Source organism: Curtobacterium sp. ER1/6 (assembly GCF_001742745.1).
Lineage (GTDB): Bacteria > Actinomycetota > Actinomycetes > Actinomycetales > Microbacteriaceae > Curtobacterium > Curtobacterium citri.
Genome location: NZ_MJAK01000001.1, coordinates 537,052 through 558,989, shown reverse-complemented (window position 1 = coordinate 558,989; position 21,938 = coordinate 537,052). Strand labels below are relative to the sequence as shown.

The following is a 21,938-nucleotide window of genomic DNA, read 5'->3' as shown; positions in this document are numbered from 1 at the left end:
AGCGCCCGTGAGCCTGCTGAGCAGCATCTCCTCGCCGCGCGACCTCAAGCGTCTGTCGGACGTGCAGATGACGGAGCTCGCCGCCGAGATCCGCCGGTTCCTGGTCGCCGAGGTCGCGAAGACCGGTGGGCACCTCGGGCCGAACCTCGGCGTCGTCGAGCTGACGCTCGCGATGCACCGGGTGTTCGACTCCCCGCACGACCCGTTCGTCTTCGACACCGGGCACCAGTCCTACGTGCACAAGCTCGTCACCGGGCGGCAGGACTTCTCGCACCTCCGGGAGCGCGGCGGGCTCGCCGGCTACCCGCAGCGCAGCGAGTCGGAGCACGACATCGTCGAGTCGTCGCACGCGTCGTCGTCGCTGTCCTGGGCGGACGGCATCTCCCGTGCCTTCCGGCAGACCGGGCAGGACGACCGCACCGTGGTCGCCGTCGTCGGGGACGGCGCGCTCACCGGCGGCATGACGTGGGAAGCGCTCAACAACATCTCCGACGGCAACGACCGCCGGCTCGTGATCGTCGTCAACGACAACGGGCGCTCGTACGCTCCGACCATCGGCGGCATGGCGCGGTTCCTCAGCTCGGTCCGCACGCGCCGCGAGTACCGCGCGCTGTTCGAGAAGTCCCAGGCCGTCGCGTCGCACTTCGGGGCGCCGGGCCGGGCGTTCTACCGCGGGCTCCGCGGTGGCATGCACGGGTTCCTCTCGCGGTTCACGAACAACGAGGCGCTGTACTCGAACCTCGACATCAAGTACATCGGCCCGGTGAACGGTCACGACGAGCGCGCGATGGAGGCTGCGCTGCGGCAGGCGAAGGCCTACGGTGCGCCGACGATCGTGCACGCCATCACCGAGAAGGGCCACGGCTTCGAGCCCGCGCTCCGCGACCAGGCGGACCAGTTCCACGCCGTCGGGCACATCGACCCCGAGACCGGCGAGTCGCTCGACGTCTCCGCGGGGCCGTCGTGGACGTCGGTGTTCGCGTCCTCGCTCGCCGACCTCGGCGCAGCGGACCCGCGCATCGTGGCGATCACGGCGGCGATGCTCCGTCCGACCGGCCTCCACCGGTTCCAGGAGCGGTTCCCGTCCCGGGTCATCGACGTGGGGATCGCCGAGCAGCACGCGGTGACCTCGGCTGCGGGGCTGGCGTACGGCGGGCTGCACCCCGTCGTGGCGCTGTACGCGACCTTCCTGAACCGGGCGTTCGACCAGGTGCTCATGGACGTGGCGCTCCACCGTGCCGGCGTGACGTTCGTGCTCGACCGCGCGGGCGTCACCGGGCCGGACGGGCCGTCGCACCACGGCATGTGGGACCTCGCGCTGCTGCAGGTCGTGCCGGGCATCCGGATCGCGGCGCCGCGTGACGCGCCCACGCTGCGCGAGGAACTCGGCGAGGCCGTCGCCGTCGACGACGCCCCGACCGTGCTCCGCTGGTCGAAGGGGTCGGTCGGGCCGGACGTCCCCGCGCTCCGACGGTTGCACGACGGCGTGGACGTCCTGCGGGACCCCGCCGAGGGGCAGGAACCCGACGTGCTGTTCGTCGCCGTCGGCTCGATGGTGCCGGTCGCCCTCGAGGCCGCCGCGCTGCTCGAGGCGCAGGGCATCGGCGTCACCGTGGTGGACCCGCGGTGGGTCGTGCCGATCCCGGCGTCGCTCATCGACCTGTCGCGCGAGCACCGGCTCGTCATCACCGTCGAGGACGGCGTCCGCGTCGGCGGCGTGGGCACCCGATTGCGGCAGGACCTCCGCGCGGCGGGCGTCGACACCGGGGTGAACGAGCTGGGGCTGCCGGACGAGTTCATCGACCACGCCTCGCGCTCCGAGATCCTGGCGGACGTCGGGCTGACGGCGCAGGCGATCGCGCGCGACGTGATCGACCAGGTGGTCGGGACGAAGCTGCCCCAGGCGAAGCCGGCGCGGACGCGGGAGTCGGCGGACCGCTGAGGCTGGCGGTCGCCGTCGGCGTGCGTCATTGCCCGGGTCGAACCAGGAAAGCGACGTCGAACCAACCGCTGTGGCTGGTTCGACGTCGCTTCCGTGGTTCGACGCCGGGAAACCGCGGCGTCGGCGGTACCGCCGCGCTAGCGCGAGGCGGGGCCGACGATCGCCGGGTCGTGGAACCGGCCGCCGAAGACCCGCTCGGACGCACCCGAGCGGTCGAGGTACGGGCTGATGCCGCCGGCCTGGAACGGGTAGCCCGCGCCGAGGATCAGACCGAGGTCGATCTCCTCGACGTGCTCGACCACGTGGTCCTCGAGCATCCGGTGCACCTCGTCCGCCAGGGCGTCCTCGAACCGCTGCTGCATCGTCGCCGCGTCGACCGGCTTCGCGTCCTTCTTCGACGGTGCGACGAGCTTCACGGCGGCGGGGTCGTACCCCGTGACGGTGCCCTTCTTGTCGCGCGTCAGGATCGTGCCGTGCTCGGCGATCCGCTTCAGCCCGTCACCCGGGTAGAAGCGCTCCGGCCATGCGGCGTGGTGCGAGTCGAGCACGTGCGCGCCGACCGGCAGGCCGACGAGCTCGAGCAGCTCGAACGGCGACATCGGCAGGCCGAGCGGCGCCGCACCCTCGGCGACCGTCTCGAAGGGCGTGCCCTCCTCGACGCCGCGCATCGCCTCGCCGAGCACGCGGGCGAGCACGCGGTTGACGACGAAGCCGGGTTGGTCGGCGGTCACGATCGCGGTCTTCTTCAGCGTCTTCGCGACGGCCAGGGCGGTCGCGACCGTCTCGTCCGACGTCGACGCGGTGCGCACGACCTCGAGCAGCGGCATCACCGCGACGGGGTTGAAGAAGTGGAAGCCGACGAGCCGCGACGGGTCGGAGAGCACCGAGCCCATCTCGGTCACCGACAGCGACGAGGTGTTCGTGGCCAGGATCGCGTCGGGGGCGATGACCTGCTCGATCTTGCGGAAGACGTCCTGCTTGACCGACATCTCCTCGAAGACGGCCTCGATCACCCAGTCGGCGTCCGCGAAGGCGTCGTACGACACCGAGCCGCTGACGAGGGCCTCGATGCGGTTGGCGTCGTCCGGGGAGACCCGCTGCTTGGCGAGCAGCTCGTCGACCGAGGACCGGATGCGCTCGACGCCGGCGTCCACCCGCGACTGGTCGACGTCGGTGATGACGACGGGGACGCCGAGACGACGGGCGAACAGCAGCGCGAACTGCGACGCCATGAGGCCGGCACCGAGGACCCCGACCTTCGTGATCTTCTTCGCCTCGACGCCCTCGGGAGCACCGACCGGCTTCTTCGCACGCTTCTGCACGAGGTCGAACGCGTACATCGACGCGGCGAACTGGTCGCCGGCGAGCAGGTCGGCCAGGGCGTCGTCCTCGTCGGCGAAGCGGTCGTCGAGCGACCCCGACCTCGCCGCGGCGACGAGGTCGAGGGCGCGGAACGGCGACTTCGGGACGGTGCCGATCTTCGACGCGACCTGCGACCGGGCGACCTTGACGACGGTGCCCCACGCTGCCTTCTCGATCATGCCGGGCTCGTTCTTCCGGACGACCTTGGTGCGACCGGACACGACGCCGTCGGCCCACGCCACCGCCGACGGCAGGAAGGTCACGGACGGGATGAGCGCGTCACCGATGCCGATCTCGACCGCGGCGGGGCCGTCCATCAGGCGGTTGTTCTTGAGCGGGTTCTCGACGATGACCCGGAGGGCCTTCTCCGGACCGATCAGACGGGGGAGCAGCGTGGCACCGCCCCAGCCGGGGATGATGCCGAGGAAGACCTCGGGCAGCCCGATGCCCTGCGCCGCCGACGAGAAGACGCGGTAGGTGCAGTGCAGGGCGATCTCCAGGCCGCCGCCGAGCGCGATGCCGTTCACGAACGCGAACGACGGCACACCGAGGTCGGTCAGCTTGCGGAGGGTCGCGTGCCCGAGTGACCCGAGTTCGTGCGCGACCTCGCGGGAGGGCAGCGCGGCCGCCTGCGACAGGTCGGCACCGGCGGCGAAGCAGTACTCCTTGCCGGTGACGGCGACCGCCTGGATGCTGCCGGCCTTCGCCGCCGCGCGCAGGGTGTCGAGCACGTCGGACAGCTCGCGCATGGTCCGCGGGCCGAGCGTCGACGGGCGCTTGTGGTCCTTGCCGTTGTCGAGCGTGATGAGCGCCAGGGTGCCGCCGGACGGCAGCGCCACGTGCTTCACGTAGGAGTGGGTGACGACCTCGTCCTCGCTCAGGGCGGTCAGCTGGTCGATCGCAGTGGTGGTCATCGTCAGGCCGCCTTCCGTGCCGCGCTCTTGCTGAAGTTCGGGTTCTCCCAGATCACGGTGCCGCCCTGACCGAGCCCGATGCACATCGTCGTGATGCCGTACCGGACGTCCGGACGCTCGGCGAACTGCGCCGCGAGCTGGTTCATCAGCCGGACGCCGCTCGACGCGAGCGGGTGCCCGACGGCGATCGCGCCGCCCCAGGCGTTGACGTTCGGGGAGTCCTGCGCGATGCCGTAGTTGTCGAGGAAGGCGAGCACCTGCACGGCGAACGCCTCGTTGATCTCGAACAGGCCGATGTCGTCGATCGTCAGGCCCGCCTTGCGCAGCGCCTTGTCGGTCGCGGGGACGGGGCCGACGCCCATGACCTCGGGCTCGACGCCGGCGAAGGCGAACGAGACCATACGCATCTTGGTCGGCAGGCCGTGCTGCTTCGCGCCGTCCTCGGACGCGAGCAGGCTCATGGTGGCACCGTCGTTCAGGCCTGCCGCGTTGCCCGCGGTGACCCGTCCGTGGGGCCGGAACGGCGTCTTCAGGCCGGCCAGCGCCTCCAGGGTGGTGCCTGGTCGCGGCGGCTCGTCCTTCGCGACGATGTCCCAGCCCTCGCCGGTGTTCACCTCGACCGGCACCACGTCGGGCTGGAGCTTGCCGGCCGCCCACGCGGCGGCGTAGCGCTGCTGCGACTGGACGGCGAAGGCGTCCGTGCGGTCCTTCGTGATGGCGGGGAAGCGGTCGTGCAGTCGCTCGGCGGTGCTGCCCATGACGAGGGCGTCGCCCGCCACCATGCGCTCGGCGATGAAGCGGGGGTTGACGTCGGCGCCGAAGCCCATCGGGTGGCGGCCCATGTGCTCGACGCCGCCGGCGATCGCGACGTCCGCGGCACCGAAGGCGATGGCGCCGGCGAGGGTGGTGACGCTCGTCATCGCGCCGGCGCACATGCGGTCGATCGCGTAGCCGGGGACCGACTTCGGCAATCCGGCGAGCATGCCGACGGTCCGGCCGAGGGTCAGGCCCTGGTCGCCCTGCTGGGTGGTGGCGGCGACGGCGACGTCGTCCACCGCCGCACCGTCGAGCTGGCTGTTCCGGTCGAGCAGGCCGCGCATGGCGTGGACCGCGAGGTCGTCCGCGCGGGTCTCCCAGAACACCCCCTTCTCACCGGCTCGTCCGAACGGGGTGCGGACACCGTCCACGAACACGACGTCTGATGCCTTGGGCAATCGGGGCCTCCAGATCCACTTCGATCGGGTCGGGACGCGTTCCGCCCCGACCGGCCGGGCAGCGCCCGGCGACACCGGAGACGCTATGCCCGGAGGCTGGACGGACGCATGCCCGTTGGGGTGTTCCTACGAGCCGGTGTTGCTCTCGGCAGCAGGCTGCTGTCCGGCGTCGACAAAGGCGTGCGCGATGATCGACGCCGTCTCCTCGACCTGCCAGGGGCGGGCGTCGTGCGACGCGAGCGCGGCGCCGACGGTCTCGGTCGCGATCGGCGTCGGCGGCTCCCACGAGACCACGCGGAGGGTCTCCGGCGTGAGCAGGTTCTCGACGGGCAGGTCGAGCTCCTCGGCACGGGTGACGACGGCGGCACGGGCGGCCTTGTACCGGCGGTCCGCGTCGGGGTTGCGGTCGGCCCAGGCGCGGGGCGGCGGGAGCGTGGCCTCGCCGGTCCCGCGGAGCTTCGGCAGGTCCTCGGTCGTCCGACCCTCGTCGACGGCGGCCCACCACCGGTCGAGCTCCGACCGGCTCGCGCGCCCGGTGAACGCCTTCACCGCGCCGAGCTCCGACCGCGACGTCGGGGCGGCCGCCGCGGCCGCGACGATCGCCGAGTCCGGCACGAGCCGACCGGGGGCGATGTCGACCTCGCGCGCGTACGCGTCGCGAGCGAGCCAGAGGGAGCGGGCGATCGCCAGCGCCCGTGCACCGCGCAGCGCGTGCATGCCGGACAGCCGACGCCAGGGCTCGGCCTTCGGCGGCTTCGGGGCGCGACCGAGCACGGCGGCGAACTCCTCCGACGCGATCCGGGACTTGCCGGCGGCGTCGAGCACGGCGGCGAGGGCGTCGCGGAGGTCCGGCAGCAGCTCCACGTCGAGCGCGGCGTAGACGAGCCAGGCCTGGGGGAGCGGACGAGTCGACCAGTCGGCGGCGGAGTGCGCCTTCGCGAGCGTGATGCCGAGCAGCTGCTCGACGACGGCACCGAGTCCGACGCGGGGGAAGCCGGCGATGCGGGCGCCCAGCTCGGTGTCGAAGATCCGGGTCGGCACGAGTCCGACCTCCTGCAGGCACGGCAGGTCCTGCGAGGCGGCGTGGAACAGCCACTCCTCGTCGACGACGGCGTCCTGCAACTCGGCGAAGTCGCCGATCGCGATCGGGTCGAAGAGGAAGGCGCCGGCACCGCGGCGGAAGACCTGGATGAGGTAGGCGCGCTGCGAGTAGCGGTAGCCGCTGGCGCGTTCGGCGTCGACGGCGACCGGGCCGTGGCCGGCGGCGATCGCGGCGACCGCCTCGAGGTACTCGTCGCGGTCCTCGATCACGTGGACGGCGTCGTGCGCGTCCTCGAATGCGGGATCGGCGGGGTCGGTCACTTCGTGGTCCTCCTCGGGGCCAGCAGCGTCACGCCGTCCGACGCCGGCGGGAGCCCCGCGAGCATCGCGACGATCTCCTCCCAGGCCTCGACGTGCGCGGTGAGGTCCTCGTCACGGGGCGTCCAGGACGCCCGGAGCTCCAGCTGTGCGCCGTCGCCCTGGGCGGCGAGGTCGCCGTAGCCGCGCGAGATGATCTTGGTCGCCGTGCCCGACGCCCGGTCGTAGCTCGCCCCGTGTGCCTCGAGGGCGTCGACGAGCCAGCTCCACGTGACGTCCGCGACGAACTCGTCGACGCCGATCTCCGGCTCGAGCGGTGCCTGGGCGAAGGTCACCACGCGGAACGCGCCGCCCCACCCCTCGGGTTCTGCGGGGTCGTACAGTGCGATGAACCGGCCGGTGCCGAGGTCGGAGTCGATGCCGTGCACCGCACCGGAGACGTCCGCGGCCAGGGCGATCGAGTGCGGCGCGATCCGCGAGGGCGAGGGGATCTCGGTCACCGTCGTCTCGGTGCGGGTGCCGCCCGACGCGACGAGCGCGCGCAGTCGCGCGAAGGCCTCGGGCTCAGCGGATTCGGACACGCTTGCAGACTAGGCTCCGCACCATGTCCCGATCAGCGCGACCCGCCGAGGACGTCGCCCAGGAAGCCGTGCGCTCAGCGGGCCTCGTCGCACTCGGGGCGGGGGTCGCCGCCGCCGCGATCGGCACCGCCGTGGTGGGCGGGTTCGTCGCCGCCGTCGCCCGGGCCGTCGTCACCCCCGACCGGAAGCGCGCCGAGCGTGTCCCGATCCACGCGGTCGACCCGGACCGGATGACCGTGACCCTCGAACGCACCGCCGACACCGAGCTCCAGGGCCGCTACAGCCTGTGGTTCGGCGGCGGGACCGGGCACATGCGGATCGGCGAGGTCCTCGGCACGACCGAGACGACCGTCACGCGGCGCATCATCGCCGTCGACGCCGGCGACCCGACCACCGCTCGACGGGGACGCTGGGGCGGCTGGTTCTACCTGAACCCCGGCGAGCTCGACGTGCCCGTCGAGGACGTCGACATCCCCACCCCGAACGGGCCCTCGCCGGCCTGGATCGTCCGTGCCGACGACCCCGACGCCCCGTGGGCCGTCCTCGTGCACGGCCGCGGTGTCACCCGCGCCGAGACCATCCGCGCCGTGCCCGTGTTCCGCGCCGCCGGGTACTCGGTCGTGCTCGCGTCGTGGCGGAACGACGGCGTCGCACCGCGGAGCTCCGACGGCCGCTACGGGCTCGGCACCACCGAATGGGAGGACGTCGACGCCGTGCTCCGCTGGCTCGCCGCCCGGAACGCCCGGAGCGTCGTGCTCATGGGGTGGTCGATGGGCGGTGCGGTCGTGCTGCAGACCCTCGTCCGCTCGCGCTTCGCCGGGATGGTCGACGGCGTCGTCCTGGAGTCGGCCGTCGTCGACTGGCACGAGGTGCTCAAGTCGCAGAGCCGGGTGCTCAAGCTGCCGCGGCCCGTCCGGAAGGTCGCGCAGCGGCTCCTCCGGACCCCGGTCCTGCACCGCGTGGTCGGTTTGGAGCAGCCGGTCGACCTCCGCGAGCTCGACATGGTCGCCCGGGCGGACGAGCTGACGGTGCCCATCCTGATCCTGCACAGCGACGACGACGGGTTCGTGCCGTCCTCGGCGTCGCACGAGCTCGCGCGGGTCCGGCCCGACATCGTCCGGCTCGAGGTCCAGACGACCGCCCGGCACACGAAGCTCTGGAACCACGACGCGGACTGGTTCGACGCCCGCATCCTCGCGTGGCTGACCGAGGTGGTGCAGCCGACGGACGCGACCAGCGCCCGGTAGCCGGCACGCTGGACGGACGGGAGGCGCGTGGCGGACCCGCCACGCGCCTCCCGTCCGTCCGGTGCTGCGTCTCAGGCCGCGGCGGCCGCCTGCACCTGTCGCTGCACCCGGCCGAGCATGCCGACCATGCCCCGGATCCGCAGCGGACTGACCGCCTCGGTGAGCCCGAGCGTCAGCGGGTAGTCCACCGGGACCGCGAGGACCTCGGGCGCCGTCAGCCCGGACAGCCCCTGCGCGAGGATGGACGCGAAGCCCCGGGTGGTGGGCGCCTCGCGGGGTGCCGTCGCGTGCATCCGGACGACGTCGGGAGCGTCGCCGTCCGCACCCACCGTCACCGTGATGAAGACGGGGGACTGGCACTCCTCGACGCGCTCGAGCTCGTCCTCGTGCCCCTGCAGGCGCTCGGGCAGCGCGGGGAGCTCGTCGGAGAACTCGAGCAGCAGCTGGAGCCGGTCCTGCTGGGACAGCTCGAGGAAGTCGTCGCGGATCTCGGCGAGGGGACGGGGGAGTTCCTCGCTCATCGGGCGGGCACGGTCCCCGGCTCGGTGCCGACGGCGATCGGCACGCGCACGGCGCTGCCCCACTCGGTCCACGAGCCGTCGTAGTTCCGGACGTTCTCGTAGCCGAGCAGGTGCTGCAGGACGAACCAGGTGTGGCTCGACCGCTCGCCGATGCGGCAGTACGCGATGACCTCGTCGGCGTCGCCGATGCCGGCACCCTCGCGGTACACGGCGTCGAGCTCCTCGCGGCTCTTGAAGGTGCCGTCGGCGGCGGCCGCGGTCGCCCACGGGATGTTCACGGCGGTCGGCACGTGGCCGGCGCGCAGGGCGCCCTCCTCCGGGTAGTCCGGCGCGGTGGTGCGCTCACCGGAGTACTCCGGAGCGCTCCGCACGTCGATGAGGGGCTTGCCGAGGTGGTCGAGCACGTCCTCCTTGAACGCGCGGACCTGCTCGTCGCGGCGCGCCACGACGGGGTACTCGACCGGGGTGACCTCGGTGCGGTCGGTCGTGACCGCGCGGTCCTCGGCGATCCACTTCGCCCGGCCGCCGTCGAGCAGGCGGACGTCCTCGTGGCCGAACAGCGTGAACACCCAGAGGGCGTACGCGGCCCACCAGTTGTTCTTGTCGCCGTAGATGACGACCGTGGTGTCGCGACCGATGCCCTTGCCGCCGACGAGCGCCGCGAAGGCATCGCCGTCGATGTAGTCCCGCTGGACGGGGTCGTTGAGGTCGGTGTGCCAGTCGATCTTCACCGCACCGGGGACGTGGCCCGTCTCGTAGAGCAGGACGTCCTCGTCGGACTCGACGACCACCAGGTCCGGGGAGCCGGCCCCGGCGTCGAGCTGCTCCTGGAGCCACTCGGTCGACACCAGGCGCTCCGGGTGGGCGTAGGCGGCGAACTTCTCGGACGGGTCGACCGGTGCGGTCATCGGGGGTACCTCCAGGGGGTGCGGCTGCACCGGACTAGGATCGGTCGTCGGTGCCTGTGGGCAACGGTACGCGGACGTGCCGTTCGACTCCTGCAACGTGACACCCGCCTACTTGCTTCCCTCCGGAGGACCCGTTGCCCGCTCACCTCGTCGACCGCGACCCGCAGGTCACCCCGCAGCAGATGGCCGCTGCGCTCGTGCCGCCGCCGCAGTTCGCCGACGCGTCGTTCGCCAGCTACCGACCCGATCCGGAGTACCCGTCGCAGGCGGACGTGCGCGACGCCGTCGAGCGGTTCGTCGCGACCCGCCCCGAGCCGGCGAAGCGCGGGCTGTTCGGCCGGCGGCGCGAGCCGGTCCGGCCGGCGCGCTCGGGCGTCTACCTGGACGGCGGGTTCGGTGTCGGCAAGACCCACCTGCTCGCGGCGGCCTACCACGCGGAGCCGTCACGCAAGACGTTCGGCACGTTCATCGAGTACACCGCCCTGGTCGGCGCGCTCGGGTTCCAGGGCACCGTCGACCTGCTCCGCGGGACGTCGCTCGTCTGCATCGACGAGTTCGAGCTCGACGACCCGGGCGACACGATGGTGATGACGCGCCTCATCAAGGAGCTCTCCGAGACGGGGACCCGCTTCGCCGCCACATCGAACACGCCGCCGGGAGCGCTCGGCGAGGGCCGCTTCGCCGCCCAGGACTTCCTCCGTGAGATCCAGGCGATGTCGGACCGGTTCGACACCATGCGCATCGACGGGCTCGACTACCGCCGTCGAGCGGTCGACGAGTCGGCCCGTGTGGTCGACGACGTCGTCGCCGGACTGCCGGCCGGCGCGACGACACTCGACGACTTCCGCGCGGTCGTCGGTCACCTGGCGAGCGTGCACCCCTCGAAGTACGTCGCGCTGGTCGACGGGCTCGACGCGGTGGGGCTGACCGACGTGCAGGCGTTCACCGACCAGACCGACGCGCTCCGCTGGGTCGCACTGGTCGACCGCCTCTACGACGCGCAGGTGCGAATCGTCGCGTCCGGCACGCCGCTCGACCAGGTGTACCCGCAGGCGATGCTCGACGGCGGGTACCGCAAGAAGTACCTGCGGGCCGCGTCGCGCGTGGTCGCGCTCTCCCGCGCCGCCGACTGAACCGCGCGACGGACGGGAGGCGCGTGGCGGGCCCGCACCGCGCCTCCCGTCCGCCCGTTCCCGGCTCCCCGAAACACAGCGTTTACACGGGGACCCGTCGCGTTACACCCGCGAAACAGTTCGTGCTCCCTCGCGAAACCTCACCTCGCCAGACTCTGAACACCCGAGGGCGGTCCCGAGAGCCGCACTGCAATCGCGAGAGGTGAACAGATGCTTGATCAGGGCAACACGGCATTCGTGTTGATCATGGCGGCGCTGGTGTTGTTCATGACACCGGGCCTGGCCTTCTTCTACGGCGGCCTGGTGAAGGCCAAGTCCGTCATCAGCATGATGATGATGTCCTTCGGGGCCATCGCCCTGGTCGGCGTCCTGTGGGTGCTCTACGGCTACGCGATCGCGTTCGCCAACCACGGCGCCGGCACGAACGTCGCGGGCATCGTCGGCTTCTTCAGCATCGACTGGAACCAGATCGGCCTCGGTCAGGCGTTCGAGGAGTCGCAGGCGTCGACCATCAACGCCGCGTACCCGTCGATGGCCTTCGTCGGCTTCCAGGCCACCTTCGCGATCATCACCGTCGCCCTGATCTCCGGTGCCATCGCCGACCGCGCAAAGTTCGGCGCCTGGATGGTCTTCGCGGGCGTCTGGGTCACCGTCGTCTACTTCCCCGTCGCGTCGTGGGTCTTCAACCTGACCTCGGGCATGTTCGCGACCTGGGGTGTCATCGACTTCGCCGGTGGCACCGCGGTCCACATCAACGCCGGAGCCGCCGGTCTGGCGCTGGCGATCGTCCTCGGCAAGCGCGTCGGCTTCGCCAAGGGCGCGCACAAGCCGCACAACCCGCCCTTCGTCCTGCTCGGCGCCGCGATCCTCTGGTTCGGCTGGTTCGGCTTCAACGCCGGGTCCGAGGGCGCTGCCGACGGCGTCGCCGCACTCGCCTGGGTGAACACCCTCGCCGCCCCGGCCGCCGCGATCCTCGGCTGGCTGCTCATCGAGAAGATCAAGGACGGCAAGGCCACCTCGGTCGGCGCCGCCTCGGGTGCGGTCACCGGTCTGGTCGCCATCACCCCGGCCTGCGCCGCGCTGACCCCGGGCTGGGGCATCCTGCTCGGCTTCCTCGCCGGCATCGTCTGCTGCTTCGCGATCGACTGGAAGTACAAGCTCGGCTTCGACGACTCGCTCGACGTCGTGGGCGTCCACCTGGTCGGCGGCATCTTCGGCACGCTCTACCTCGGCATCTTCGCCGACGGCACCGGCCTCATCTACTCGGGTTCGTTCGAGCAGCTCGGCAAGCAGGCCGTCGCCGCCGCGGCCGTCCTCGTGTACTCGTTCGTCCTGGCCTTCGTGATCGGGTTCGCGATCGAGAAGACCATCGGCTTCCGCGTCAAGACCGAGGACGAGGTCGCCGGCATCGACACCGCCGTCCACGGTGAGGAGGGCTACGTCCTCTACGAGGAGCGCGACGAGACCCCGGTCTCGGTCCGCTAGCACCGTCCACCCCGCACGACGACGGGCCCCGCGCACACCAGCGCGGGGCCCGTCGTCGTGCGGGGCTGCGGGCGGGTGCTCGGTAGGGTGGCGCCGTGGACGACGTCACCCTCGCGCACCCGCTCGTCGACGCGGTCGGTCCCGGGTTCGTCGTGCACGAGACGGACGCCGCGGTGGTCGAGTGCTCGAGCGAGCGGACCGGACTCCTCCTCGAGGCCCGCCGCGCCGGGGTCGTCGCCGTGCTGCTCACGCCCGGATCGTCCCGGCTCACCGTCGCGATGTCCGCGATGCTCCGCCGCACGGCGTCGAGCTGGGTCGTCCGCGAGGGGGACCGGTACCGCGCAGCCGGGTCGGACGTCGTGGCGGACGACGTCGCCACCGCGATGCTCGCGCCGCAGACGGTCACCCGCTCGGCGACGATCGGGCCGGGCGCGGTGCCGTGGGTCGAGGCGCTCGTCTCGGTGCACCACCCGGCATCGGAGGCCGCGACCCTCGGGCGGACCGCGGAACTCCTGCTCGCCGGCCTCGCCGGCCTCGCCGACGTCGGCGACGTCGGCCCCGAGGCCTAAGGCACGGTGGAGCCCGCCACGCTCGCCTGGAGCGTTGCCGAGGTCACCGCCTTCGCCCAGCGCCGGGCACCCCGACCAACACGCCTGGTCGCCGTGGCACCCACCGCCGGCGGAGTCGCGTCCGTGCAGCTCCGCGTCGAACGCTCGGCCACCGGGGTGACGGAGGAGACGCGGCTCGTGCTGGATGAGCCCGAGGTGAGCGTGATCAGCAACAATGAATTCTTCGGTCGTTGAACGGAGGCGGGTTTGGGGAAGTTGGAAGCTGAGGTCGCAGCAAAGAATGCAGTGGCTTCGCTCACTCTTCGCACGCTCGGGCAAGGATGGGCGTCGTGTACCGACGTGTTTGTTGAAGTAGCGAACACGCAGCAACTCAATGGCATCCTCCTGACCTCCGACGGTCAATCCGTGCGTCGGCCGGCACCTGAGTTCGAGCTGTACCGGGCATGGGGGCATCTCCGTGAGGTGATGTCAGGTCCGGATCGTGGCGCGTGGATGACCGGGCATCTGCGTGTGTCCAGCGACGGGCATTACAGCATGGACTTCGACTGGGACGAACGACCCGTTTGGCCGGTTGCGGTCGACCCAGAGGGGACGATCCACAACGGGCGAGACGTTGAGCGCTCCGCTTTGCTCGACGACTTGCGCAGGTTTCCTCGCGAAGCGCGCATGACCCCGGTGTGGATGGCGAACCTTCAGGCTGCGCCGCGTCCCGTGTTCCGAGATGACGTCTGGCCGGACGAGCTTCGCGCTATGCAGGAGAACGAGGATTGGATTGTCGTCGCCGAGGGTATCAAACGTCTGATCAGTGATGCCATCCTCGATGATGAACTCGACTTTGTCGAGGATGACGAGCTGGCAGATGGTCTGTTGCAGGATGTCCTCAACGGAGTCGATGCGAGGCGCTTTCTCTCCATGGCAGCGGCGGTTCGGTCCAGCGTCATCGATCAGCGTGAACCGGACACGTCCGGTATCGAACTCTCCGGCAACGCGCGCCAGATGCTGTTCGGGAATCAGAACACCGCTGCCGAAGTCGAGGTGGTTCGTGATGCACTCAAGGCCCTCACGGCCTTCGAGCGGCGCGTCGTCGTCTCGGCGGAGACCGATCACGCGTGAGGAGGTTGCGGCGTGACGCCGAGCCCTCGATCTCAAGTCCGTGACGGTCAGCGACCGTTTGTAGCAGGTTCTCATCAGGAAGGCCATCGCACTCGAGATGGGCGACAAGAGCAGGCGCGGGAGCGCTTTGAGCAGCTCGGTGCGGGGCTTCAGCGCATCTCGAGCGCCGTAGAGCACCGGATTGCACTTGATTGAGTCGCGTTCTCAGCGCACCGCGGTGCGTTCCTCCGGTGCGCGCCGCAGACTTCCGGCCTCCTGGCTTGCTGATCCGGACGCTGCCACAGCCAGGGCCGCCGTATTCTTGGTGAGCTGAAGCCGCCATGGCGCGGAGAGTCGGCGGCAGGTCATCACCAAGAATCCTGTCTCGTTCGAGGCGTCGGGGAAGGCTGGGGGCTACGAGAGTGAGCTCGTTGACTGAACTTCACGATCTGCAGAACCGACTTGCGATCATCACCTTCGACCGCCTACACCCTGGATGGTCCAGAGCGACTTCTGTGTTCGTGGACGTCGGTGTCACTTCCAGATTGCAGCGTGCTGTACTTCGCGAGACGTCATTGGTGTACTCGCCCCCTGCGGACCTGACGGAGTACCAGGCGTGGATCGATCTCCGTGAACTCATGGCGGACAATTCACGTGGAGCATGGTTCAGTGGACGTCTTCGCCTCGAACAGACCGGCGCGTATCGGTTCGAGTTCGACTGGGACTCGGAACCTTCCTGGCCCGTGGAAGTCGACCTCGACGGCAACATCGTCAAGAGCGAGCGCGTTGAAACGTCGCAGTTTCGCAAGGATCTCCAGCGGTATCCGCGCACTGCCGAATTCATTCCCTCGTGGCTCGGGGAAAGACTGGTGTCCACCGGGTTGCGCTTCGCTGACACCTGGCTCGAGGAGTTCCGCGCACTCGCGGACCACTCGGACTGGCTGATCGTGAGGGACATGCTACGAGACGCGGTACAAGCCGGCACCGATGATCGCGGAGTAGCGGTCGGAGCGGATCAAGTTGCGGAGGTTGTGTCCAGTGAGTTGGCCGCCTCGACGACCGTCGGCCAGATCGAGAGGCTGTACCGAGACGCGACTGGACTGGGGCTCGTCCCGAACCTTCCAGAGGCGTCGAGCGAATCATCCACGAAGACACGGAACGCACTCCTGGCTGACGAAGCATTCCGAGAACGGTTCGACGCCTTGTTCCAGCCCCTTCTGTCGCTAGCGGCTCAGGAACTCGGGAACGTCGTTCCGGCTCACTGACATTGATCGGGGGTACGGGCAACAGTGCTTTGTTCAGGTGCTACGCTCGGCCTGATGGGAGGGGGGCTCCTAGGCGGCAACGCGCAATGAGCGGCGGGGTTCTTTCGAAGACTCACAAGCGGGTCCTGACTCAACACTTCGGGGAGCCTGCCCGGGTCAGCTGAGTGTCGAAGGAAGGTGACTGTGGTGATCGACGTCAGTGGTTGGCTGCTCGTCGCAGAATGGGATGCTCGAGCTGAATCAGCTGATGCCACAGCTGCTCGCATCGTCCAGTCTTCGGCCGCGGTGCTCGAGGCATTTCCCTCCTTCAACGACACCTGGACTGTTCACGACCGAACGATCCCCGGCGCGGATGCACGATCCTGGGGAGGGGTGATCGCCGCCTCGCCCTACCGGGTCGATGGCGTGGCGGAACCCGCTCGTGGATCTGCCCTCTCCTTGGTCTCCGAGTTCGAGAGTGGGACTTTCCTTCGGGCGGTCATCACAGCTGGTGCCATCTTCCAGACCACGCTGCACAAGCCGAATGAGTTCGCTCTTGACTTCGTGGCGGATCCGTTCAACGCTCGGATCGAGGTCGATCTGCCAGAGCGAGCCCGGCGACGGTTCGGACAGCTCGGCGCTGAGATCCAGCGCATCTGGGCCGCTGGGGACCTCCGTGTCGAATACGGATGAGTCGCGGGCCAGCGTTTGACCGATGTCGGGAGCAGGAGGATGAGCATGAAGCCTCGAGAATTGACCAACGCGGAGGTGAAGCGCGGAGCGCCCGCTCTGTGGACTCTCCTGAACGCCGTTTTCCACGCTGACTGGCGCGACGACTTCGACAGCGCTCGCGAGGCTCTGGAAGCGGACCTGTCGCGATACGGAGATCCAGACAGGCAGTTGGTGCACGAGGAAGCCGCGGAATTGCTCGCGAACGATGTGACTGACTCGCAGGTCGAGCACTTCCTCGAGTTGTCGGGAGCGGACCTCTGGATCGAGTCAGAGCTGCACATGAGTGGACGCGTGTTCGCGCGGCTGATCTTCGACCTGACGGAAGACACCGCTTGATCGTCTCGACGGCTTCGGCGGTTCGCCACCGGGATCATCTTGGCCATTCAGCGCGCATGCACTGTCCACCTGTTGAGGTTGGTCGGATCGAGGACGAGATGAGACGGCTGCTGACCGAGGACCCCGGGGGGCTCCTGCGAGGCGGCGACGCGCACCGGAGGTTTGGCCGATTGAGTTCATCAGCGGACTACTACGAATCTCAGAACACGCTTGCGATCCTCACATTCGACCGGTTGGAGACGGGTTGGAGGAGAGCGACGAGCGTGTTCGTCAGCCTCGGCGTCACCGCTCGGATCGAACGTGCGGTCGAAACCGCGGGAACCGTCACGCATGGCCCGCCGGCTGACCTTGCCGAATTCGAGGCGTGGAGCGCGCTGCGAGAGGCAATGACCGAGAAGGAGCGCGGCGCGTGGTTCACCGGTGTCCTCCGACTCGAACCGACTGGCGCCTACCGGTTCGAGTTCGTCCGGGACGACGAGCCGCGTTGGCCGCTGTTGATCGACATCGAGGGGAACCTCCTCGAGTCACTTCCGGTCGAGACGGCGGAGCTCCGCGAAGATCTCTCGATGCATCCGCGGGCTGCTCCTCACACCCCCGCATGGCTCGTCGAACGACTCGGATCAGCCCCGATCGGCTTCCGAGACCGATGGACTGAGACCCTCGCGCCACTGGCGGAGAGCCCGAACTGGAACATCGTCCGCGACATGGTGCGTGACGTGATCCAGGTCATCGGCGATGACAGCCAGCCCCTTCTCGAGAGTGACGTCGTTGCAGAAGGCGTCAGCAGCGACCTCATCGGCTCGACGCGAGCAAGTCAACTGATGCGACTTCTGCGCGATGCATCGGCCGCTGGCCTTGCGGAGGAACCGGCGTCGCTGCGATCGGATGGAAGCCGACCATCCAGCGAGATCCTCCAGGAGGACGATGTGTTCCGGCAGAACATCCTTGTGCTGACGCATCTGATCGACCAGCTCGCAACTCAGGAGATCGCGAACGTCGTGGCAGCCTGATGAACGAGATGCCGCCGCAGCGTGGCCGGTCGTCCTGTCATCACGGTGGAGAAGTGGAATCGCGACTGGCTGATCAGTTCGACGAGGGCCAGATGTGGTTGCAATCGTGAGAGAAATACCGTCGCTGCTGCAGTCGGAGGTTGATGCGCAACATGATGGACGTTTCGGGATGGCACGCGAGTCTGCGGTGGGTGACACGGAGTGACTCCGTCGACAGCATCGTGCGCGCAACCTCTCAGACCTGTGATCGCTTCGTCTCCGCCTTCGAAGAGTTCAGCGGCACGTGGCACGCAAGTAGTGCCGAGAGGACGGTCGATCTTCGCTCTCCGGAGTTCTCGTCGTTCGTGACCGCGAGCGTCGTCCGCACCAGTGGAGCGCCAGATCCGACTCGAGGCATCAGCTTCGCGCTGATCTCGCCCTCTGTTCGCGGCGTCCATGCGATGGTACGCGTGCGAGCTGGCGCTACTCATGAAAGTAGGAGAAGTGCGTCGAACAGCGTGACGTTGGACTTCTTGTCCGCGACGCTCGGCGAGACACCGAGCATCGACGGGCTAGGATTCGAGTACAGCAACTTCGCGTTGTGTGCTCGGTCGATCAGCGAAGTCTGGAACGCTACGGACGTCCGGGTGACTGATCGCGCTCGTGGCGAACTCCTGACCTGATCGGTGCAACGGCGTCCACATGCGACTACTCAACGAGATCGATCTCGCGAACTACGGCAACCGCATCCCCTTGATCGGCGGATTCATCGAGAATCTGTTCCCGTTCTGGTGGGAGGACTACTCGTCGGTGGCTGACTACCTTGACTTCTACCTCGACGGGTTCTCCCGCGACGAGATCGCTGTCATGGCGGGTGAGTACCGCTCGCTCGACATCGACGATGCCCAGGACGAGGACATCAACTCCTTCCTGCACCGGATGAACGCGAACTACCGATCCGATCAGGGGCCGAGCGGCGGACGACAGATGCTCGCGCAGATCGGCGAACGGGTGGGGCAACTGGAACACGGCGCGATGCTGAAGCACGTTGACTGACACGGAGTTCCCGCACGCCACAGGTGTTCTTCGTCGAGTCTGCGCATCCATCGATCGAGGAGGAGAGCCGTGGCACCGGTGAACCATCTTGATGCCTCGGGACTGCGGCGCGCCCTTCCGGCCCTCGCCGGGTGGCTTCCGGGCGCCCTGTACTCGAGCTGGGAGTCGGACTACAGGGATGCCGTCGAGGCCCTCGACGATGCACTCGAGGGGCTCTCGGAAGGAACGGCGACGGCCATCCAGGATGAGGTCGACACGGTGTTGCATCCGGGGGCGCGTGATGATGACTTCTCTGCGATCCTCGTGAACCTCGGCGCCAACCTCGATCCGGAGCGGCATCTCGGTCTGAGCGGCCGAGAATTCTTCCGACGCCTGTCGGAGGCGGTCCTGACGCGACGCTTCGACGCGCCAGATCGTTCCGTCTGAGCCGTCCCGTCCGCTGGGAGTCCCGACTGGTCGAAGTCGCAGGAGCGAGGCGGGCGTCGACGAGACGCGGTCCCGGAGCACTTCGACCGACGCAGGGCCGACCCGAAGCGCTGGGTCCCGTCGCCCAGCTCGAGTACCCTCCGTGTTCGACCGGACGACCTCGACCACACCTGGAGAGCCGTGACCTCGATCTGGACCACGCAGCAGCCTGCCATGCGCGTGCAGTGGGGAACCCGACCGTTCGAGCCGGACGACGCCATCGGGGCCCTGCGGGAGACGCTGGCGGTCCTGGCGTGCTGCGGCGCGCCGTTCGCCGGTCCGTGGAAGCTCCTGGACCCGTCGTCGGAGGACGCGGACGGGTCGTTCGTCGGTGATCTCACCGACGACGAGGTGAGCCTCTTGATCCACCGCGGGGTCGCTCGCATCGCGGACGGACAGCCGTTCCCGCGGGACGGGTACAGCGTGTCCCTGGTCGGGAAGCTCGTCGGATCGGTCGGCGCTTCGATGCGGTTGCACGTCGGCGCGACCGTGAGCGAGTACATCGTGAACGAGGTGGCCGTGTCGCTCCGGGCGGTGCAGCCCGGGGCGTCGATGGATCTCCGGCAGAGCTACGGTGAGCACCACGGCGAGGTCCTTCGGCGACTCGTCGAGCTCTGGCGTGCCGATCTGGCGCAGGTGACCATCCGGGACGCGAACCGGAGTCAGCGAGGGTTCACGACCCTCGTCGGGCTGACCAACTTCTTCCGCGGTGACCACACTTCCCTGCTCTCCTCGATCGACCTCCCCACATCGGCGAGAACGGCCGTGGCCGACGGTGGAACGTGGCTCACCGTCGACGTCGGCAGCGATGACCTCGTGGCCGCCGCTGCCGGCATCGTGGCGATCGCGGACGCCATCGAAGACGCCGGTGGCCTCGGCCTCGCTCGATGACGACCCACCGCGTGGAAGGACGAAGCATGACCGAGGCGCTCCCGTTCGGTGGGGAGTTGTCGTTGCGGCTCAGCTGGGGACCGAGGGGTGAGGGACTCGATGCCGTCGGTGCGAAGCTCCGGGCGACGGACGCCGTCGTCCGGAGGTTGCACGCGCCGTTCGGACGATCACTCGCGGTCGTCGACCCCGACGGGAACGCGCTCGGGACCGTGCCGGACCTGGCAGACACGGCACTGGTCTCGGCCCTCGAGCTGGGTGTCGCGCGGAACGAGGACGGCGCTCCGCTCCCGCAGGACGGGTACTCCGTCCGTCTCGAGACCGCTCCTGGCGCCACACTCTCGGGACGGGTGGTGGGTCGCTTCGCTGCGACTCGGTCCCGGTTCTCGGCCGGCAACCGACTCAGCGTCTCGGTGTCGCAGACCTTCTCCGACGAGCTGATCGGGACCGGGTTCTTCGCCGAGGACGGAGGGGTCGGGGTCCTCCGGGAACTCGTCGCCATCTGGGAGCCGGACACGGCGGGTGTCTTCCTGGCGGAGGCGGAGGACGTGTTCCTCGATCTGGAGCTGTCGATCGAACTGGGGGTCGTGACGTACCTCGCTGCGCGCGACGTGTCGACGTCGGAGCTCGTGCGGACCACCGAGTCGGACGGGGGCACCTGGATCGAGGTGGTCGGTGCCGCGACTGCGACGGGCCTGGACGACCTCGTCGGCACGATCGTCAGAGCATCCGGAGCAGTGCACCGGTCCCGTCGTCGATGACGACGTGGAGCCTGGACGGACGGGAGGCGCGGTGCGGGTCCGACCCGCACCGCGCCTCCCGTCCGACGGTCGCGTCAGCGACTCACCAGGCGTAGTCCTCCGGCGAGGTCTGGTGCCCCGGGAAGATCTCGTCGAGGCGCGCAAGCGCCGCCTCGTCGAGACGGATGTCGACGGCGCGGACCGCCGACTCCCACTGGTCCATGGTGCGCGGGCCGGTGATCGGCGCGGTGACGCCCGGCTGGTGCAGCAGCCACGCCAGGGCGAGCTCGCCCGGGGTGTGGCCGAGCTCCTTCGCGAACGACTCGTAGGCGGTGAGCTGGTCGCGGTGGCCCTCGACGTACTCGGCGCTGCGGCCGGAGAGGCGACGGGACCCGTTCTCGGTCTTCTCGATGACGCCACCGAGCAGGCCGCCCTGCAGCGGCGACCACGGGATGATGCCGAGGCCGTACTCGCGGGCGGCCGGTAGGACCTCGCGCTCGACGTCGCGGACGACGAGGTTGTAGATCGACTGCTCACTGACCAGGCCGAGCGTGCCACGACGGGCGGCGGCCTCCTGCGCCTGGGCGATGTGCCACCCGGCGAAGTTCGAGGAGCCGACGTAGAGGACCTTGCCCTGCTGCACGGCGACGTCGATCGCCTGCCAGATCTCGTCCCACGGGGTCGCCCGGTCGACGTGGTGGAACTGGTACAGGTCGACGTGGTCGGTCTGCAGCCGGCGGAGGCTGGCGTCGAGCGACTGCCGGATGTTCAGCGCGCTGAGCTTGCCACCGTTCGGCCAGTCGACCATCTCGCCGTAGACCTTCGTGGCGAGGACGGTCTTCTCGCGCCGGCCGCCGCCCTTCGCGAACCAGCGGCCGATGATCTCCTCGGTGGCACCCTTGCCCACTGAGCCGCCGTAGCCGTTGGCGGTGTCGAAGAAGTTCACGCCGAGCTCGTGGGCCCGGTCCATGATCGCGTGCGAGTCGTCCTCGCTGGTCTCCGGTCCGAAGTTCATGGTGCCAAGCACCGCCTGTGACACCGACAGCCCTGTCCGTCCGAGGTGTGTGTAGTCCATCACCCCGGTCTACGCGCGTCGCGGTGTGCGGACCAGGCCCTGCGGGTACCGGTCACGTGCGGGGCGTAGAACGGGAGGTCCCGACG

Annotated in this window: 20 protein-coding genes and 1 pseudogene; 14 read left to right on the top strand and 7 right to left on the bottom strand. The window is 69.4% G+C overall.

Annotated features, from left to right (window positions below; genetic code table 11):
• The first annotated feature begins 7 nt into the window (after positions 1-7).
• On the top strand, positions 8-1,942 hold the full coding sequence (gene dxs, locus Cus16_RS02595; RefSeq protein WP_069711020.1) for a 1-deoxy-D-xylulose-5-phosphate synthase: 1,935 nt from the start codon (positions 8-10) through the stop codon (positions 1,940-1,942).
• Positions 1,943-2,079: 137 nt separating this feature from the next.
• Here the strand turns inward: dxs and Cus16_RS02590 are convergent, their stop codons facing one another.
• The 4 genes from Cus16_RS02590 to Cus16_RS02575 all read right to left on the bottom strand — a co-directional run bounded on the left by Cus16_RS02590 (position 2,080) and on the right by Cus16_RS02575 (position 7,372).
• On the bottom strand, positions 2,080-4,218 hold the full coding sequence (locus Cus16_RS02590) for a 3-hydroxyacyl-CoA dehydrogenase NAD-binding domain-containing protein (protein WP_069711019.1): 2,139 nt from the start codon (positions 4,216-4,218) through the stop codon (positions 2,080-2,082).
• Between the two features lie 2 nt (positions 4,219-4,220).
• A complete protein-coding gene (locus Cus16_RS02585; protein WP_069711018.1) occupies positions 4,221-5,432 on the bottom strand; it encodes a thiolase family protein in 1,212 nt (403 codons plus the stop codon).
• Between the two features lie 126 nt (positions 5,433-5,558).
• Positions 5,559-6,794: an HRDC domain-containing protein gene (locus Cus16_RS02580; protein WP_069711017.1), complete on the bottom strand. Its 1,236-nt coding sequence runs from the start codon at positions 6,792-6,794 to the stop codon at positions 5,559-5,561.
• Positions 6,791-7,372, bottom strand: coding sequence for a DUF3000 domain-containing protein (locus Cus16_RS02575; protein ID WP_069711016.1), 582 nt, complete (start codon positions 7,370-7,372; stop codon positions 6,791-6,793). The genes Cus16_RS02580 and Cus16_RS02575 overlap by 4 nt, the downstream gene beginning before the upstream one ends.
• Before the next feature lie 23 nt (positions 7,373-7,395).
• Here Cus16_RS02575 and Cus16_RS02570 point away from each other — a divergent pair, with 23 nt between their 5' ends.
• On the top strand, positions 7,396-8,619 hold the full coding sequence (locus tag Cus16_RS02570; protein ID WP_069711015.1) for an alpha/beta fold hydrolase: 1,224 nt from the start codon (positions 7,396-7,398) through the stop codon (positions 8,617-8,619).
• 71 nt (positions 8,620-8,690) lie between these two features.
• Here the strand turns inward: Cus16_RS02570 and Cus16_RS02565 are convergent, their stop codons facing one another.
• The gene (locus Cus16_RS02565; RefSeq protein WP_069711405.1) at positions 8,691-9,140 is read right to left on the bottom strand and encodes a SufE family protein; all 450 of its coding nucleotides are present in this window, start codon (positions 9,138-9,140) and stop codon (positions 8,691-8,693) included.
• Positions 9,137-10,048, bottom strand: a complete 912-nt coding sequence (locus tag Cus16_RS02560; protein WP_069711014.1) for a sulfurtransferase — start codon at positions 10,046-10,048, stop codon at positions 9,137-9,139. The genes Cus16_RS02565 and Cus16_RS02560 overlap by 4 nt, the downstream gene beginning before the upstream one ends.
• Positions 10,049-10,230: 182 nt before the next feature.
• Here Cus16_RS02560 and zapE point away from each other — a divergent pair, with 182 nt between their 5' ends.
• The 12 genes and pseudogenes from zapE to Cus16_RS02495 all read left to right on the top strand — a co-directional run bounded on the left by zapE (position 10,231) and on the right by Cus16_RS02495 (position 20,798).
• Complete coding sequence (gene zapE / locus Cus16_RS02555; protein WP_083263685.1) at positions 10,231-11,181, top strand: cell division protein ZapE; 951 nt, start codon at positions 10,231-10,233, stop codon at positions 11,179-11,181.
• Between the two features lie 210 nt (positions 11,182-11,391).
• Complete coding sequence (locus Cus16_RS02550) at positions 11,392-12,666, top strand: ammonium transporter (RefSeq protein ID WP_069711012.1); 1,275 nt, start codon at positions 11,392-11,394, stop codon at positions 12,664-12,666.
• 95 nt (positions 12,667-12,761) lie between these two features.
• Positions 12,762-13,469, top strand: a pseudogene (locus Cus16_RS02545) (DUF6177 family protein).
• A 51-nt stretch (positions 13,470-13,520) separates the two neighbouring features.
• Entirely contained in the window at positions 13,521-14,348 is an 828-nt protein-coding gene (locus Cus16_RS02535; RefSeq protein ID WP_141718770.1) for a hypothetical protein, read from the top strand.
• 410 nt (positions 14,349-14,758) lie between these two features.
• Complete coding sequence (locus Cus16_RS02530; RefSeq protein WP_141718769.1) at positions 14,759-15,592, top strand: hypothetical protein; 834 nt, start codon at positions 14,759-14,761, stop codon at positions 15,590-15,592.
• Positions 15,593-15,775: 183 nt separating this feature from the next.
• Positions 15,776-16,264 (top strand): hypothetical protein, encoded by a 489-nt coding sequence (locus Cus16_RS16160; RefSeq protein ID WP_141718768.1) that lies wholly within the window; start codon positions 15,776-15,778, stop codon positions 16,262-16,264.
• 45 nt (positions 16,265-16,309) lie between these two features.
• Positions 16,310-16,639 (top strand): contact-dependent growth inhibition system immunity protein, encoded by a 330-nt coding sequence (locus Cus16_RS02520; protein WP_141718767.1) that lies wholly within the window; start codon positions 16,310-16,312, stop codon positions 16,637-16,639.
• Positions 16,636-17,649, top strand: a complete 1,014-nt coding sequence (locus Cus16_RS02515) for a hypothetical protein (RefSeq protein WP_141718766.1) — start codon at positions 16,636-16,638, stop codon at positions 17,647-17,649. Before Cus16_RS02520 ends, Cus16_RS02515 begins: the two co-directional genes overlap by 4 nt.
• 681 nt (positions 17,650-18,330) lie before the next feature.
• A complete protein-coding gene (locus Cus16_RS02510) occupies positions 18,331-18,684 on the top strand; it encodes a hypothetical protein (protein ID WP_069711004.1) in 354 nt (117 codons plus the stop codon).
• Between the two features lie 69 nt (positions 18,685-18,753).
• Entirely contained in the window at positions 18,754-19,110 is a 357-nt protein-coding gene (locus tag Cus16_RS02505) for a hypothetical protein (protein ID WP_141718765.1), read from the top strand.
• 180 nt (positions 19,111-19,290) lie between these two features.
• Positions 19,291-20,040 carry a hypothetical protein gene (locus tag Cus16_RS02500; protein WP_069711002.1) on the top strand — a complete coding sequence of 250 codons (750 nt, stop codon included), beginning with the start codon at positions 19,291-19,293 and terminating at the stop codon, positions 20,038-20,040.
• Positions 20,041-20,066: 26 nt separating this feature from the next.
• A complete protein-coding gene (locus Cus16_RS02495) occupies positions 20,067-20,798 on the top strand; it encodes a hypothetical protein (RefSeq protein ID WP_069711001.1) in 732 nt (243 codons plus the stop codon).
• Between the two features lie 82 nt (positions 20,799-20,880).
• On the opposite strand, the gene Cus16_RS02490 is transcribed toward Cus16_RS02495, so the two are convergent.
• On the bottom strand, positions 20,881-21,852 hold the full coding sequence (locus Cus16_RS02490) for an aldo/keto reductase (RefSeq protein ID WP_069711000.1): 972 nt from the start codon (positions 21,850-21,852) through the stop codon (positions 20,881-20,883).
• Positions 21,853-21,938: the final 86 nt, after the last annotated feature.